Below are 16305 nucleotides of genomic sequence, written 5' to 3' on the forward strand. Positions count from 1 at the left end.
GCTTATTAAAAATTTAGACCAACCTAAACACAAAAAATTGGAATCTATTTCGATTCCAATTATCGGAGCACAGCTTTTTCAATTGTTACTGAATCAAAGTGATCAATAAATTCCTTAAAAATGCCTTCCGTAATTTTTGCGAACACTTCCATCTCACCTGTTGAGTAAAATTGATGGATTGGTGTCTCATCTCCTTTATACAATAAGTCATTGAATCCCAAGATTGCGCTAGCTTCTCGCGCGGTTTCCTTACTTGAGGATATGATAGAAACATTTTCGCCAATCGTTTGCTGTATCGTATTTTTAATTAACGGATAGTGTGTGCACCCGAGAATTAATGTATCCAGATCCTGTTGCTGTTTCAATGGAAAAAGTGAGTTACTGACAACACTTTCTGCATATTCCCCTGACAAACAACCATGCTCAACCATTGGAACAAATAATGGACATGCCAACGACTGAACATGAAGGTCGGCATTGATATCTTTTAATGCTGTTACATAAGCATTGCTACTAATAGTACCTTCTGTTCCAATAACGCCTATATGATTATTTTTCGTTTCATTAATTGCTGCACGCGCCCCTGGTTTAATGACTCCAATCACTGGAATAGGAAGACAATCCTTAAGTTCATTCAACGTAAATGCTGTTGCTGTATTACAAGCAACGACAAGCATTTTTATATTTTTCCGAACTAAAAACTTAACCATTTCCCACGTAAATTTCTTCACTTCTTCATTGGACCGTGGACCATATGGGCACCGCTGTGTATCGCCCAAATATATCAATCGTTCTTTTGGTAGCTGCCGCATCAGTTCATGTGCAACCGTCAAACCTCCAACACCAGAATCAATAACTCCTATTGCCTGATCCAAACAAATCGCCTCTTTAATGCTGTTTATTCATGATTGTCCTATTTCATTTCCTCATACATTCGAGCAAGTAACTCATTCAATGTTTCTATTTGCTCTTCAGAAAAACTTTCCAATATTTCTCCAAGGTATTTACGGCGCTTAACAATTACCTCCTCAATGATTGTTTTACCTTTTTCCAGTACATGGATACGAACAACACGTCGATCACTTTCGTCGCGGACCCTTTCGACAAGTTCGTTTTTTTCCAATCGATCAACCAAATCAGTAGTTGTACTGAATGCAAGACCATTTTTATTGGAAAGTTCACCGATTGTCAGGTCGCCTTCATCGATTAGCCATTGCAATGCAACAAATTGTGGTAATGTGATTGGATAATGATCTAGGATTTTTCTTCCTCTTTGTTTAATGATACCTGATATATAGCGGATTTTTTTCTCGAGATGTGCAATGGTTTCAGTCGATTGTTCATTATTCAATTCAGGTAACCCCCTGGCAGTGCAATTTATATAAATAGTTTATCATACTATGACGAAATTTGTTGTCTTTCGCTACCATACAGTAATTTTTTTGAAATTGAAAGCATGTTGTTTTATTTTGTTTTACGAATGAATTGGTATCTACAAGGGGGTACTCTCATGATATTAATCACTTACGAAAATGTGCTCACCGTTTACGTACTGTTACATAAACTATAGTGACTAAATAATTTACCCTTCATATGCAGCTCTTTGACAGCAAGGAGGGGTTATCATTTGAAGGATACTGACTACAAACCAAACCAGTTACTAACGAAACGTGAAAAAGAAGTATTCGATCTCCTGGTACAAGACAAAACAACAAAAGAAATTGCCCAGGAACTGTTTATATCTGAAAAAACAGTTCGAAACCATATTTCCAATTCAATGCAGAAATTAGGTGTTAAGGGGCGATCACAAGCTGTAGTAGAATTACTTCGTATGGGTGAATTAAAACTCTAAGCGAAGTACAGCTTTCATAGTGTGGGAGTTTTCCCACACTATTTAACCTTCGTTGAATAATTCACCATAGCTAAGCTTTACCTTCAATGGGGCGGGCGTATTAGTTTTCAGCATCTAGATTCACCATTAGTAACCATTTGTATATGGTCACTGTTTACACCTAATTCAAAGACCTACGTAAGTTCTATATTTATTTTCATATTTTAAAAGGGCCCTCACCTTTAGAAGGTAAGGGCCGAAGTTTCAAAGTTTACTAGTTTTCTAGTTTTAATGCGCGTTGTCACTACCGAAGAAGTTTTTAAATGACTGAATGTTTGTTGCGCGGTTCATCGCAGCAATGGACGTTGTTAGCGGAATGCCTTTTGGACAAACTTGTACACAGTTTTGCGCGTTACCACAGCCGGAGATACCGCCATCTTCCATCAGTCCTTCTAAACGTTCACTTTTATTCATTTCACCTGTTGGGTGCGCGTTAAACAAACGTGCTTGTGATAGTGCTGCCGGTCCAATAAAATCTGACTTATCGTTCACATTCGGACAAGCTTCCAGACATACCCCGCATGTCATGCATTTTGACAATTCATATGCCCACTGACGTTTTTTCTCAGGCATACGGGGGCCTGGACCAAGATCATAAGTGCCGTCAATCGGAATCCAAGCCTTGATTTGTTTCAGTGCGTCAAACATCTGTTCACGGTCAACGAATAAGTCCCGGATAACCGGAAACGTGCTCATTGGTTCTAAACGGATTGGCTGCTCTAGTTCATCAATCAGGGCAGCACAGGATTGCCGTGCTGTCCCATTAATAACCATAGAGCAAGCCCCACAAACTTCCTCAAGGCAGTTCATGTCCCATTGTACAGGCGTCGTCTTTTCCCCATTGGCATTCACCGGATTCCGGCGAATTTCCATAAGTCCGGAAATAACATTCATATTCTTTTTATAAGGAATTTCAAACGTCTCTTGATAGGAAGAAGAATCCGGGCTGTCCTGACGGGTAATAATAAACGTTACAGTACTTTGCTCAGCCATCATTACTTACTCCCTTCGCTTTTTGTCGTGTAATCACGTTTACGTGGTTCGATAAACGAAATATCTACATCCTCATACGTAATAACCGGTTCATTATTCTTTTCGTCATATTCTGCAATGGTTGTTTTCAAGAAGTTCTCGTCGTCACGCTCTGGGAACTCCGGTTTATAGTGTGCACCCCGAGTTTCATCGCGTTTCAGAGCACCATTAGTAATAACCCGTGCAAGCTGCAGCATGCTCTCCAGTTGACGTGTGAACATTACACCTTGGTTATTCCATCTGGATGTGTCATTGATATTAATATTTTCCCAGCGTTCCATCAGCTCTTTAATCTTCTTATCAGTTTCACGCAGCTTATCATTATGACGGACAACGGTTACATTATCAGTCATCCATTCCCCTAGCTCTTTGTGAATCTGATACGCGTTTTCAGTGCCATCCATTTTCATCAGCTTTTCAAATTTTTCCTGTTCTTCTTTTTCCCGGTCCTCAAACAGTTTGGCTGGTAAATCATCCACATGCTTATCCAATCCGTCGATATACTCAATGGCACTTGGTCCGGCAACTGAACCGCCATAAATCGATGAAAGCAAGGAGTTAGCACCGAGTCGGTTTGCTCCGTGCTGTGTATAGTCGCATTCGCCGGCAGCAAAAATACCCGGAATATTGGTCATTTGATTATCATCAACCCATAATCCGCCCATCGAATAGTGGACAGCAGGAAATATTTTCATTGGTACTTTACGAGGATCATCACCCACGAACTTTTCGTAAATCTCCATAATACCGCCAAGCTTCACATCAAGCTCTTTTGGATCTTTATGCGACAAATCAAGGTAAACCATATTCTCGCCGTTAATACCAAGTTTCTGGTTTACACAAACATCAAAGATTTCTCGTGTTGCTACATCACGTGGTACCAAGTTACCATATGCTGGATACTTCTCCTCAAGGAAATACCAAGGTTCACCGTCTTTATATGTCCAAACACGACCGCCTTCTCCTCGTGCGGACTCACTCATCAGACGCAGTTTATCATCACCAGGTATGGCGGTTGGATGAATTTGAATAAATTCGCCATTGGCATACTTGGCTCCTTGTCTGTATAAAATGCTTGCTGCGGAACCTGTATTAATCATCGAGTTTGTTGATTTCCCGAATATGATTCCCGGTCCACCCGATGCCATAATGACGGCGTCTGACGGAAATGATTTGATTTCATGGGAGCGGATGTTTTGAGCAACAATCCCTTTACCCACATTGTCCTCATCAATAATAGCGCCAACAAATTCCCAGTTTTCATATTTGTTGACGTAACCTTCCACTTCATAGCGGCGCACTTGTTCATCTAGAGCATATAACATCTGCTGGCCAGTTGTTGCACCGGCGTATGCTGTTCGGTGATGCTGCGTTCCTCCAAATCGGCGGAAATCAAGCAATCCTTCAGGTGTTCGGTTAAACATAACACCCATACGATCCAACATGTGAATGATTTTTGGTGCTGCGTCACACATCCCCTTTACTTGCGTTTGGTTAGCAAGAAAGTCTCCGCCGTAAATAGTATCGTCAAAATGAATCCATGGTGAATCTCCTTCACCTTTGGTATCGACTGCACCATTAATACCGCCCTGGGCACAGACAGAGTGAGATCGTTTTACCGGCACAATCGAAAACAGATCAACTTCAACGCCTGCTTCCGCTGCTTTTATTGTTGCCATTAATCCGGCTAATCCGCCGCCGACAACGATGACTTTTCGATTACTCATATGGAATACTCACTCCCTAATTCAGTATTAAACTCCGTAAGCAAATTGAATCAATGCTCGCACACCTATATAGCTGAGAGCCAAGAATACTATCAGTGTGGCGTATGTAGCAACTTTTTGGGATTTCGGTGATTGCGTAATGCCCCATGATACCATAAAGCTCCATAATCCGTTGGCAAAATGGAACGTTGTTGAAATAAGACCAGCAATATAAAACCAGAACATAAATGGATTGGATAGAATATTCTCCATTAGATTGTAATTCAGTTCTTCGGTTCCCATGCCAATCTGCACACGCGTCTCCCAAACATGCCATGCAATAAATACAAAGGTAATAATACCGGTTATCCGCTGCAATAGAAACATCCAGTTACGGAAATAACCGTATCTTCTTGTATTGTTTTTTGTAACAAATACAATGTATACCCCTAATATTGCATGAAATAAAATTGGCAAGAAAATAATTACGATTTCCAGTGCTAGTCTAAACGGCAAATCATGCATAAATCCTGCCGCTTTGTTGAAACTTTCCTCACCATAAACAGCAAAGTGGTTAACAACCAAGTGCTGAGTCAGAAATACACCGATTGGAATTACCCCTAACAGTGAATGGAGCCTGCGATAAAAAAACTCACGGTGTTCTGTCATTCGTTACCCCCCTCAGTCAAGAAATGTTAGTTTTGTAAAAAGTACATATTCGACAATAGACTTTCCATTTAGTTATTGCCCGTAAAATGTACAATTTATGACATATTTATTGTACTTCTATCCCTGAAAACCGTCAAGAAAAGGGTTTAATAATTATTCACTCTTTTTTATTCCTACATCCACTTGCAAGCTAGTGTGTTTCCATAGATAATGATAGAAGCATACATAATAGGTATGACCATCGATAATCGTTTGATTATGGACACAGCAGAAAGGAATGACCACCCATGTCAACAGAACACGAAAACACTTTACCCCTCACACTACTTGAGGAGCTGCGTACTGAGGGTGCCGGCTATGACATCATTCGTTATATCGGTCTGCCCGAAGTATTTGGTAATCAAAGCAATACCTTGCTATATTTCATGGGCAAAAATATTGCCAGGAAGCTGCAAATACAGTCTATTTCCGATATCAAATATGCATTTAAACAGTTAGGTTGGGGATACCTGGACCTTGTAAAAGAAAAAAAGAATGAACTCACCTTTCAGCTTATGGCAGATGCTGTTGTCTATCGCTTGAACGCCCCAATTGAAACGGAATTTCGTCTGGAAGCAGGCTTTCTAAGTGAGTCTGTCAGCCTTGTTAAGCAAAGGCCGTGTGAATGTAAAGAAAAAATACAAAATAAAATTCATCAAATAGAGTTTTCAGCCATATTCACTGATTGAAGTGAATATGCCATCCGGCAGAACAGCTCGTAGAATGGTAAATGCCAACCCCGCTGAAAACATTCATGCAAATAACAGACTGCCGGAACCATGAACACATCACGTCGTTCCCTTCTCTTTTAAATGTGAGAGAATGCTTTCAGCCACATTTCGAGGGACGCCTAATTTTATAATATCATCCACCTCGGCATTACGAATTTCATTTACCGATTTAAAATGGTGCAATAGGATTTGTTTCCTTTTCTCACCGACACCCGGAATTTTGTCCAATTCAGAGCGGAACAAATTTTTCCCTCGCAATTGTCTATGAAAAGAAATGGCAAAGCGGTGCACTTCATCTTGAATACGCTGTACAAGGTGAAATTCTTGTGACTTTCGCGGTAAATCAATGGGTGTTGGTGGAGTACCATATAACAATTCACTTGTCTTATGTTTCTCATCTTTTGCCAGTCCACATAAAGGGACATCCAGTCCAAGCTCATTTTCCAGTACGTCCATCGCTGCATTCATCTGTCCTTTTCCCCCGTCGACGATGATTAAATCCGGCAGGGGCTGGTTCTCTTTCAGCACGCGCGTATAGCGGCGGCGAATAACTTCACGCATGGTATCATAATCGTCAGGTCCTTCTACGTTTCTTATTTTATATTTCCGGTATTCTTTTTTATTTGGCCGTCCGTCCGTAAAAACGACCATCGCCGAAACCGGATCCGTTCCCTGAATATTGGAATTGTCAAATGCCTCAATACGGTGCGGCACTTCAATATGGAGAACATCTCCCAGTCTTTCTACAGCCTGGATTGTACGTTCCTCATCTCGTTCGATAAGCGAAAATTTCTCTTCCAACGCAATGGAAGCATTTTTCACTGCCAAATCAACCAACTGTTTTTTCCTTCCGCGAAACGGTGTATGCACATATACTTCCAAAAGGTCCTTCAACAATTCCGTTTCTGTCCCAATCGGTACAAGAATCTGTTTCGGTTTCAAGTGTTGCTGATGAAGATAAAATCTGCCCACATAACTTAAAAATGTGTCTTCCGGGTCATCAAAAAACGGAAAAATAGAAACATCCCGCTCAATTAACTTACCTTGTCGGACAAAGAAAACTTGTACACACATCCAGCCTTTGTCATAACTATATCCAAAAATATCCCGATTGACCTGATCATTCAGAGTCATACGTTGCTGCTCCATAACAGACTCAATATGCTGAATAAGATCACGAAGCTCTTTCGCCCGTTCAAAATTAAGCGACTCACTTGCCTCGTGCATTTTGTTAGTCAAATCTTGCTTAATTGTTTTATGTCCACCATGTAAAAAAGAAGTTATATTGTGGATAATCTCCTTATACGTTTCCTTTGATGCTGGCTTCTCACTGCAAGCCAGACACTGCCCCATATGATAATAAAGACAGACACGGCCCGGCGGATTATTGCATTTACGAAGTGGATACAATTTATCAAGAAGTTTTTTCGTCTCCCTGGCCGCCAGCACGTTCGGATATGGACCGAAATACTTCCCCTTATCCTTTTTAACATTGCGCGTAATTAAGAGTCTTGGATGTCGCTCGGAGGTTATTTTTAAGTATGGGTATGTTTTATCATCTTTTAATAGGACGTTGTATTTTGGATCATACTTTTTGATTAAATTCATTTCTAAAATAAGTGCTTCCATCTCTGAAGTAGTGACAATATATTCAAAGTCCATAATTTCTTGAACCAACCGCTGGGTTTTTTTATCATTTGCTCCAGTAAAATATGACCGAACCCTGTTTTTGAGCTTCTTAGATTTTCCCACATATATCACTGTATTGTTTTTGTCTTTCATCAAATAGCATCCGGGCTGTGATGGAAGTACAGCCAGTTTTTCATTTATTTGCTGGTTCATCGGCAAATTCATCCCCTGTCTATAAGCAATCCCTTGTTACATATCGTAACAAGGGATTGAATAAAACTTTCTATGCGAATATAACCTTATGCGGCATGTTTGTTAATCAAGTCGATTAACGCTTCCTTTGGTTGGAATCCTACGACTTGATCGACCACTTTTCCATCCTTGAATAATAACAATGTTGGAATACTCATTACACCATATTTGCCGGCGGTTTCCTGGTTCTCATCCACATCAAGTTTTACAATTTGCACTTTATCTTCCATTTCACCATCAATTTCTTCCAGAACCGGTGCAATCATTTTGCAAGGTCCACACCATGGTGCCCAGAAATCGGCCAACACTAACCCTTCAGCTACCTGCTCATTGAAATTCTGATCAGTGACATGTTCAATCGCCATTTTCGTTTCCCTCCTCTTTCATAAAACTGTGGCTTTAGTATATCATCGTTATTATGTGCTCGCTAATACTTTGCTTATACAGTTCAAAAACAGTCGGAAACTGTCTGACCCCGGAAGTATCTAACCACCGGGATATCAGAAAAGGGACTCAGTTCAAAGCTACTTCACTTTCTTAATCTCTTCTGTCAACGCCGGGATGACTTCGAAGAGATCTCCAACGATGCCATAATCAGCGACATTAAAAATATTTGATTCGGGATCTTTATTAATGGCCACGATTACCTTTGCATTCGACATGCCGGCAAGGTGCTGAATGGCTCCTGATATACCGACGGCAATATAAAGGTCGGGGGTAACCACTTTGCCAGTCTGACCAATTTGCAGTGAGTAATCGCAGTATTCAGCATCACACGCACCACGGGAAGCCCCTACCGCACCTCCTAAAACTTCTGCAAGTTCATATAAAGGTTTGAATCCATCTTCACTTTTCACACCACGACCACCGGCAACAATCACGTTTGCCTCTGACAAATCAACACCTTCGGAGGCTTTACGGATAACATCCTTAATCACTGTATGAATGTCCTTTACGTCAACATCTTTTGTGGACACTTCCCCAGTTCGTGACGTATCACGTTCAAGCGGCTTAATGTTGTTTGGACGAATCGTTACAAAAGTGAGTCCACTCGTAATTACTTTCTTTTCAAATGCTTTGCCGGAATAAATTGGTCTAATAAATACCGGCCTATCCTCTTGTGTTTCAATGTCAGTGGCATCTGAAATGAGTCCAGATTCAAGCTTACTTGCTATTTTTGGAGTCACATCTTTCCCAATCGCTGTATGTCCCATGACAATAGTGTCCGGCGATTCATCATTCACCACAGCCTTAATCGCCTGTCCATACCCTTCCGATGTATATTCCTTCAAACTCTTATGTGAAACGGTCACAACTCGGTCCGCTCCGTGATAGATCATCTCTTGTGCCTGATCGGCCAGCTCCTTATCACCGCACAACATACCAACGATGTCCCCATCTGTATCGATTTTTTTGGCAGCAGCAATAGCCTCAAACGTTACATTACGTAAAACACCATCTCTTGCTTCTCCTATGACGAGTATTTTTTGACCCATAACCCTTCCCCTTTCTGTTTGTAAGGTTTTACAGTACTTTTTTATCGTCTTTCAGCAGAGATACTAATTCTTTTACCTGTTCGTCAACTTCGCCTTCCAGTATCCGGCCGGCTTCTTTTTCTGGTGGTAGGAATATATCAATAGTTTCCGTTTTTGCCTCAACATCTTCTTCATCAAGGTCTAAATCATCCAATTCCAATTCTTCGAGCGGCTTTTTCTTTGCTTTCATAATCCCCGGAAGTGACGGGTATCTTGGTTCATTCAACCCTTGCTGACAGGTCACTAATAAAGGCAACGTTGTTTCTATTTTCTCCACATCGCCTTCTACATCTTTGTCTATAGCAGCTGTTTCTCCGTCAATTTCTAACGAGGTGATTGTCGTAATGTAGTTGATATCAAGGCTTTCAGCAAGCCGTGGTCCTACTTGTCCGCTAGCCTCGTCTATAGCGACATTTCCGGCAAGTATCAAATCAGCTTCTTTATCGTCGAAGTAGGCTTCAAGAACCTTAGCTGTAGTGAATTGGTCACCATCTTCCAAGTCATCTTCTGTATTGATCAAAACAGCCTTGTCTGCACCCATCGCAAGAGCAGTGCGCAACTGTTTCTCAGCTTCTTCATCACCGACAGTGACAACCGTAACTTCACCGCCGTGTTGATCACGCTGATTTATTGCCTCTTCTACCGCATACTCATCATAAGGGTTAATAATATATTCCGCACCTTCATCCTCGATTTGACCGTCGGATACAACTATTTTCTCTTCCGTATCAAATGTCCTCTTCAGCAGTACATAAATATTCATAGGTCATCCTCCTTATGGTTGACTTTCACATCAATCTGGCGTTACTTCATTACCCAATACACTATTTATCTTTGAAATTCGGTTTGCGCTTGTCAATAAAGGCTTGCACGCCTTCCTTGGCATCCTCCGAGCCAAAAATCTTTGCAAATGCTTCCGACTCCTGCTGGATGCCTTTTTGAAATTGTTCAGTTTTAGCATATGGAATTAATTCCATGACTGAGGTAATAGACAGCTTGCTTTTTGCCGCAATGGTTTCGGCGAGTTCGTATGCCGTGTCAAACACATCTTCTTCCTTTGTAACACGGTTTAGGAGTCCGAACGCTTTAGCTTCATTCCCGCTAATCGGCTCACCACTTAAAATCATCTCATATGCCTTCGCTGATCCGACAAAACGAGGCAGGCGCTGGGTACCGGCAAAGCCGGGAATGATACCGAGTGTTGTCTCTGGAAGCCCAAGTTTAGCGCTATCGGAACCAATGCGGATGTGGCATGCCAACGCCAACTCCAGACCGCCGCCCAAAGCAGCACCGTGTATAGCGGCAATAATTGGAATCGGAAAATGCTCCATTCTGTCAAAAATTTGCTGTCCTTTTTCTGATAGAGACCGATATTCCGATGCGTTTTGCAAAGAAGTGAATTCTTTGATGTCTGCTCCAGCAGAAAAGAATTTACCATCACCTTTAATCACAATAGTCTTGATATTGGTATCGTTTTCAATTTTGTCCAACGTCTCTTCAAGACCGTTTAACAGATTACTAGACAGTGCATTTGCGGGTGGGCTTTGGATAGTCAGCACCGCAATCTGTTTCTCTACTTCATAGTTAATCACAGCCAAATTAATCCCCCTCTCTAATTCTTAACGGAAAGACCATTTGTAATGAACGCATGAACGGCTGGTGCTTGCTTGACAAGATCATATTTTTGCTCATTGATAACCCAATTTGTCACAATCTCATCCAATGTGCCAAAAATCATCTGTCTGGCCAGCGGAACATTCAACCCATCACGAAAAAGTCCTTGCTCCGTTCCTTCTATAATTATATCATCTATAACTGACAAATAGGGTTTTAAAATCTGATTAATTTTCACCCGGAGTGCCGTGTTTGATTGGCGCAGTTCCAGCTGTGTAACAATAGCCAAGTGATGATCTGCCGTTAACTGTCGGAAATGCATTTCAATTAATGTCAGCAACTTATCGTTAGCTTGAACCTTTTCACTGATACTGTAGGCAATTTGTTCAATAAATTGTCCCATTTTTTCTTCAAAAACAGATATCAGGATATCTTCTTTATTTTTGAAATAAAGGTAAATCGTCCCGTCGGCAACTCCCGCTTGTTTAGCGATTTTGGAAATTTGGGAAGCATGGTAACCATTCTCAGCAATCACTTTCACGGCTGCTTCAATAATTTGTTTGTATTTGGGTTTTTGCTTCTTCATGTCTATCCCCTTAATACCTAACATACATAGTGAATGAACAATCATTCATGAGTTAATCTTATAAAGGAAGTTCATGATTGTCAATGATTACTTGTCCGATCATACGTAAAAAAAGAAGATTAAGCCTTTCCATTCATTTGTTCATTTTCTTTTGATCTTCTTCGACTAACTTTCGACGCAAAATCTTGCCTACTGCTGTTTTCGGCAATTCATTGCGAAATTCATAAATTCTTGGCACTTTAAATACGGCAATCCGGTTTCGGCAAAATGTATTCAAATCTTCCTCTGTCACATCATAACCTGAATTCAATACCACATACGCTTTTACTGTTTCTCCGCGGTAAGGGTCTGGAATACCTGCCACGACGGCTTCTTGAACTGCTTCATGCTCATACAGCACTTCTTCTACTTCTCGAGGATAAATATTATAACCACCGGCAATAATCATATCTTTCTTGCGGTCGACAATATAAAAAAACCCATCTTCATCCATATATCCCATGTCTCCGGTGAAAAACCAGCCGTCCTGCACCACTCGATTAGTTTCCTCCTGATTGTTCCAATAGCCTTGCATCACTTGCGGACCTTTAACAACAAGTTCACCAATCTTGCCAGTCTCCGCCGCCTCGCCTGTCTCCATATCAATGATTTTAGCGTCTGTGTCAGGCCAGGGGACACCAATACTGCCAGTAACACGCTTCCCCCAAACGAAATTAGCATGTGTTACCGGTGATGTTTCGGTCAATCCATACCCTTCGACTAGTCTACCATTTGTCTCCTTTTCAAATTGTTCTTGCACATCACCGGGTAATGGGGCTGATCCGCTAATACATGCGTCAATGGATGTCAAGTCGTATTTTTTTAGACTGGGATGGTTCAATAAACCTACATATATGGTAGGTGCGCCAGGGAACATCGTCGGTTTTTGTGTTTGAATGGTTTTCAGAACATCTTCTACATCAAACTTCGGTATTAAAATCATCTTGAAGCCATACATTATGGACAAATTCATGACAACAGTCATTCCGTACACATGAAACAACGGTAATAGGCCTATGATAGATTCTTCTCCCGATGTTGTCCGATGGAGCCAGTGACGCGCCATTTGGCTATTCGTAGTAAGATTGTAATGGGTAAGCATAACCCCCTTGGGATGCCCGGTGGTGCCGCCGGTATATTGCAAAAGCGCCAAATCTTGGTGAGGATCAACTGTCACAGGCGTAAATTGCTCGCTTCCAGTGGTCATTATAACTTTCCATCGATGCGTAATCGCAGACGACTTCACATCGACTATCCGTTTGTATTCTTTGCGTTGAATAAAGGGGTAAATGAAATTTTTAGGAAATGGCAAATAATCCTTAATGCTGGATACGATGACATGTTTCAATGCTGTATTGTTGCGAACACCGGAAACGATTGGAAAAAGCACATCCAAGCAAATAATGAACACTGCTCCGGAATCATTCAATTGATATTCAAGTTCCCGCTCCTTATACAGTGGGTTTGTCTGAACAACGATTCCGCCGGCCATTAAAACACCATAGTAACTAATGACTGACTGCGGACAGTTTGGCAGCATAATAGCTACCCGATCACCTTTTCTAAGCCCTAGGGATTGCAGATAACCTGCTACCTTCTTGGCTTGTGAATAAACAGCAGCAAAGGTAAGTTCCTTCCCCTTAAAATAAAGCGCTCTCTTTTTAGGCGACTGTTTAGCAGTCAGTTCCAGAAACGCATGTAATGGCTTCTCATTATAATTGATAGTAAGTGGAATCTCATCGGGATAATAGGTATGCCAGCATCTTGTTTCGGTCATCATATATCCTCCCTTTACTAATAGCATACTCCTATTATACCGATTAATTAGTATTTTTTGAAACTTTTAACAAAAATTTTTTAAAATGGAGTCACAGTAAATATATGACTCCAATCAGTAAAAAAAGAACAGCTACCACAATCAAATATTTCGCTAATTTATCCAAAAACATATTCACTTCCCCCAATACTCGCTCCAATGACGAACGTTCGTTAAATTGATCAAAGCATTACTATAAGAGCGACTGCTCTAATTCCGATTCCGACATCAATCTTAGTGGAAGGTGTCAAATTATCCTGTTCAAATTCCTTCCAATTTCTTTAGGAGGTCAAAATTTCAATTACCGACAAAGGTACAATCGTGCATAGAACAATGTCATTGTACCTGGCGGCCGTTTCACAAATGCATTTCTCATAAGTCATTGATACTTATGTTTCTTCATTTGCCTTATGTCAATTCCAGGACTGTCACACCGCTTCCTCCTTCACCAGCTTTGCCGGGTCTGGCTGACGAAACGCGTGAATGTTTTCTGGCAGCATCATTGACACCTTTACGGAGTGCACCAGTCCCCTTACCATGAATGATAGAAACCGTTGAATAACCAGCAAGTAACGCATCGTCAAGATACTTCTCAAGTTGTTCCAATGCATCCTCATAACGTTCACCGCGCAAATCAAGCTCAGTCTTCACATGATAACTTGACCCTTTAACAGTTGCCATTGGCTTTTCGGTAACTTTGGGCTGCTGCTGTACAAGCTGTAAATCATTGCGTTTCACTTTCACCTTCATAATGCCTACCTGCACTAGGTATTCTTTGGCATTAACCTTTTCAATGATTGTCCCATTCTGGTTAGCCGACAAGAGCTTAACCTCATCACCAGGCTGGAGCTGCTGTTTTGGCCCGGTTTCCTTTTTGCTGGTGTCAGACTTTTTGGATGACAAGTCCGGTTGTGCTTCTTCCAGCATTTTTTTAGCTTCTATCCATTCATGGTCTTTTAATTGGGCGTCCGTTTTCATGTTCCGTATTTCATCAACGATTGTCTCAGCCTCTTCACGCGCTTTTTGCAATGCTTTCTCTGCTTTTTCTTCCGCTTTTTTATACAATGCTTCTCGCTTATCCTCAAATTGTTTCCATGCTTTTTTAAGATCATCGTGTAGTTTTTCACTTTCCAATAGCACGTCATGCGCTTTTTCATACGTCGATTCCGCCTGGCGCTTCGACTGCTCGAGGGAAGCAATCATGTTTTCAACACTTTTGGAGTCGGTTCCTATCTGATTTTTGGCTTCATTAATAACTGACTCACTAAGGCCGAGCCTTCTTGAAATTTCAAAAGCGTTGCTTCGTCCCGGTACGCCAATCAACAAGCGATAAGTAGGTTTTAATGACGCTACATCGAATTCAACTGAAGCATTAATCACGTTATCACGGTTAAACCCATACGCTTTCAATTCAGGATAGTGCGTAGTTGCTACAACACGGGCACCACACGCCATGACATCATCAAGTATAGACATGGCAAGAGCTGCCCCTTCCTGTGGATCTGTACCCGCACCAAGTTCATCGAATAGCACCAATGAGTTAGGGCCGACTTGGTTTAGAATGGACACGATATTTGTCATATGGGAAGAGAAGGTACTTAAGCTTTGCTCGATTGACTGTTCATCCCCAATATCGGCAAAAACAGTATCAAAAACGGCCATTTCGCAGCCATCATCGGCAGGGATTTGCAGTCCGGATTGTGCCATCAATGTACACAGACCGATTGTTTTTAATGTTACTGTTTTGCCTCCGGTATTTGGACCTGTGATGACAATAGACGTATAATCCCGACCAAGCTCGACATCATTCGGCACCACTTCTTCCGTCGGGATGAGAGGATGGCGCACTTGATTCATCTTTATCGTTCCGCTGTTATTCATGACGGGCATGGCAGCATGCATGCGTCCACCCAACTTCCCTCTGGCTGTAATGAAATCGATTTGGGCAAGTATACGAACATTTTCCAAAAGAGCTGTCTCATTAGCAGCTATATCACCACTTAATTGTCGCAGGATTCTGTCCACTTCTTGCTTTTCTTTTGCTCTAGCTTCCTGCAGCCCATTATTTAGATCGACGACTGCCTGGGGTTCCATAAAGAGTGTAGCACCGGAAGTAGACTGATCATGCACAATCCCACCAACAGCACCTCGATATTCCTGCTTTACCGGCAGCACATACCGTTCATTGCGGATTGTGATAATGGCGTCAGATAGCATCTTACTTTTTGTTTTTGTGTAATTATCAAGTTTGTCACGGACTCTGCTTTCATTGCTACGGATGGATGAACGAATGTCCCGCAGTTTTACCGAAGCACTATCCATCATATGCCCATTATCATCAATGCAACTGTTTATGCTGGTTTCCAAGTCCCGCAGTGCCACCAGCTGTTCTCCAAGCCCTTTTAAGATTGGTAAATGCTCTTCCAGCTGTTCAAAAAATTTCTTAAGTCGTCGAACAGCATAAAGTGTATTGGAAACATCAAGACACTCTTCCGCTTTGAGTACACCACCAATAATACTTCGCTTGACACTAGTACGAATATCAGTAATTCCACCCAATGGAATATCCATGTTCAGTCGGAGAATCTGACGTGCTTCATCAGTCTCGGCCTGCATGTTATTGACAGTTTTTATATCATTTGCAGGCTTGAGTTCGGCTGCAAATTCCTTGCCAACATATGTTGCAGCCTGACTTTTCAATTGATCAATAATTTTATTGAATTCAAGTGTTTCAAATAGTTGTTCATTCATCAGGATAACCCCTTT

General features: G+C 41.4%; 15 protein-coding genes. 2 read left to right on the forward strand and 13 right to left on the reverse strand.

Annotated elements, in window-relative coordinates; genetic code table 11:
- Positions 1-59: 59 nt before the first annotated feature.
- On the reverse strand, positions 60-875 hold the full coding sequence (gene racE, locus FFL34_RS02525; RefSeq protein WP_138601048.1) for a glutamate racemase: 816 nt from the start codon (positions 873-875) through the stop codon (positions 60-62).
- Between the two features lie 38 nt (positions 876-913).
- Complete coding sequence (locus tag FFL34_RS02530) at positions 914-1351, reverse strand: MarR family winged helix-turn-helix transcriptional regulator (protein ID WP_138601050.1); 438 nt, start codon at positions 1349-1351, stop codon at positions 914-916.
- Positions 1352-1627: 276 nt separating this feature from the next.
- Here FFL34_RS02530 and FFL34_RS02535 point away from each other — a divergent pair, with 276 nt between their 5' ends.
- Positions 1628-1852 (forward strand): helix-turn-helix domain-containing protein, encoded by a 225-nt coding sequence (locus tag FFL34_RS02535; protein ID WP_138601052.1) that lies wholly within the window; start codon positions 1628-1630, stop codon positions 1850-1852.
- A 267-nt stretch (positions 1853-2119) separates the two neighbouring features.
- Here the strand turns inward: FFL34_RS02535 and sdhB are convergent, their stop codons facing one another.
- From sdhB to FFL34_RS02550, 3 genes are read right to left on the reverse strand one after another with little or no spacing between them, the layout of a single operon-like run.
- A complete protein-coding gene (sdhB, locus tag FFL34_RS02540; protein ID WP_138601054.1) occupies positions 2120-2884 on the reverse strand; it encodes a succinate dehydrogenase iron-sulfur subunit in 765 nt (254 codons plus the stop codon).
- 2 nt (positions 2885-2886) lie between these two features.
- Positions 2887-4650, reverse strand: coding sequence for a succinate dehydrogenase flavoprotein subunit (gene sdhA / locus FFL34_RS02545; RefSeq protein ID WP_138601056.1), 1764 nt, complete (start codon positions 4648-4650; stop codon positions 2887-2889).
- A 27-nt stretch (positions 4651-4677) separates the two neighbouring features.
- The gene (locus tag FFL34_RS02550) at positions 4678-5298 is read right to left on the reverse strand and encodes a succinate dehydrogenase cytochrome b558 subunit (protein WP_138601058.1); all 621 of its coding nucleotides are present in this window, start codon (positions 5296-5298) and stop codon (positions 4678-4680) included.
- A 287-nt stretch (positions 5299-5585) separates the two neighbouring features.
- Here FFL34_RS02550 and FFL34_RS02555 point away from each other — a divergent pair, with 287 nt between their 5' ends.
- Positions 5586-6026 carry a DUF2507 domain-containing protein gene (locus tag FFL34_RS02555; RefSeq protein WP_138601060.1) on the forward strand — a complete coding sequence of 147 codons (441 nt, stop codon included), beginning with the start codon at positions 5586-5588 and terminating at the stop codon, positions 6024-6026.
- Positions 6027-6125: 99 nt separating this feature from the next.
- Here FFL34_RS02555 and uvrC read toward each other — a convergent pair whose 3' ends face one another.
- From uvrC to FFL34_RS02600, 8 genes are all read right to left on the reverse strand, one after another.
- Positions 6126-7910, reverse strand: a complete 1785-nt coding sequence (gene uvrC / locus FFL34_RS02560) for an excinuclease ABC subunit UvrC (RefSeq protein ID WP_138601062.1) — start codon at positions 7908-7910, stop codon at positions 6126-6128.
- An 86-nt stretch (positions 7911-7996) separates the two neighbouring features.
- Positions 7997-8314: a thioredoxin gene (gene trxA / locus FFL34_RS02565; protein ID WP_138601064.1), complete on the reverse strand. Its 318-nt coding sequence runs from the start codon at positions 8312-8314 to the stop codon at positions 7997-7999.
- 159 nt (positions 8315-8473) lie between these two features.
- Positions 8474-9445: an electron transfer flavoprotein subunit alpha/FixB family protein gene (locus tag FFL34_RS02570; protein WP_138601066.1), complete on the reverse strand. Its 972-nt coding sequence runs from the start codon at positions 9443-9445 to the stop codon at positions 8474-8476.
- Between the two features lie 28 nt (positions 9446-9473).
- Positions 9474-10247: an electron transfer flavoprotein subunit beta/FixA family protein gene (locus FFL34_RS02575; protein WP_138601068.1), complete on the reverse strand. Its 774-nt coding sequence runs from the start codon at positions 10245-10247 to the stop codon at positions 9474-9476.
- Positions 10248-10308: 61 nt separating this feature from the next.
- Complete coding sequence (locus FFL34_RS02580) at positions 10309-11082, reverse strand: enoyl-CoA hydratase (RefSeq protein ID WP_138601070.1); 774 nt, start codon at positions 11080-11082, stop codon at positions 10309-10311.
- Positions 11083-11096: 14 nt separating this feature from the next.
- On the reverse strand, positions 11097-11684 hold the full coding sequence (locus FFL34_RS02585) for a TetR/AcrR family transcriptional regulator (protein ID WP_138601071.1): 588 nt from the start codon (positions 11682-11684) through the stop codon (positions 11097-11099).
- Positions 11685-11817: 133 nt separating this feature from the next.
- Positions 11818-13503, reverse strand: a complete 1686-nt coding sequence (locus FFL34_RS02590; protein ID WP_411712108.1) for a long-chain-fatty-acid--CoA ligase — start codon at positions 13501-13503, stop codon at positions 11818-11820.
- A 444-nt stretch (positions 13504-13947) separates the two neighbouring features.
- Positions 13948-16290 (reverse strand): endonuclease MutS2, encoded by a 2343-nt coding sequence (locus FFL34_RS02600; RefSeq protein WP_138601075.1) that lies wholly within the window; start codon positions 16288-16290, stop codon positions 13948-13950.
- Positions 16291-16305: the final 15 nt, after the last annotated feature.

Origin of the sequence: Lentibacillus cibarius, assembly GCF_005887555.1 — a bacterium.
Taxonomy (GTDB): domain Bacteria; phylum Bacillota; class Bacilli; order Bacillales; family Amphibacillaceae; genus Lentibacillus; species Lentibacillus cibarius.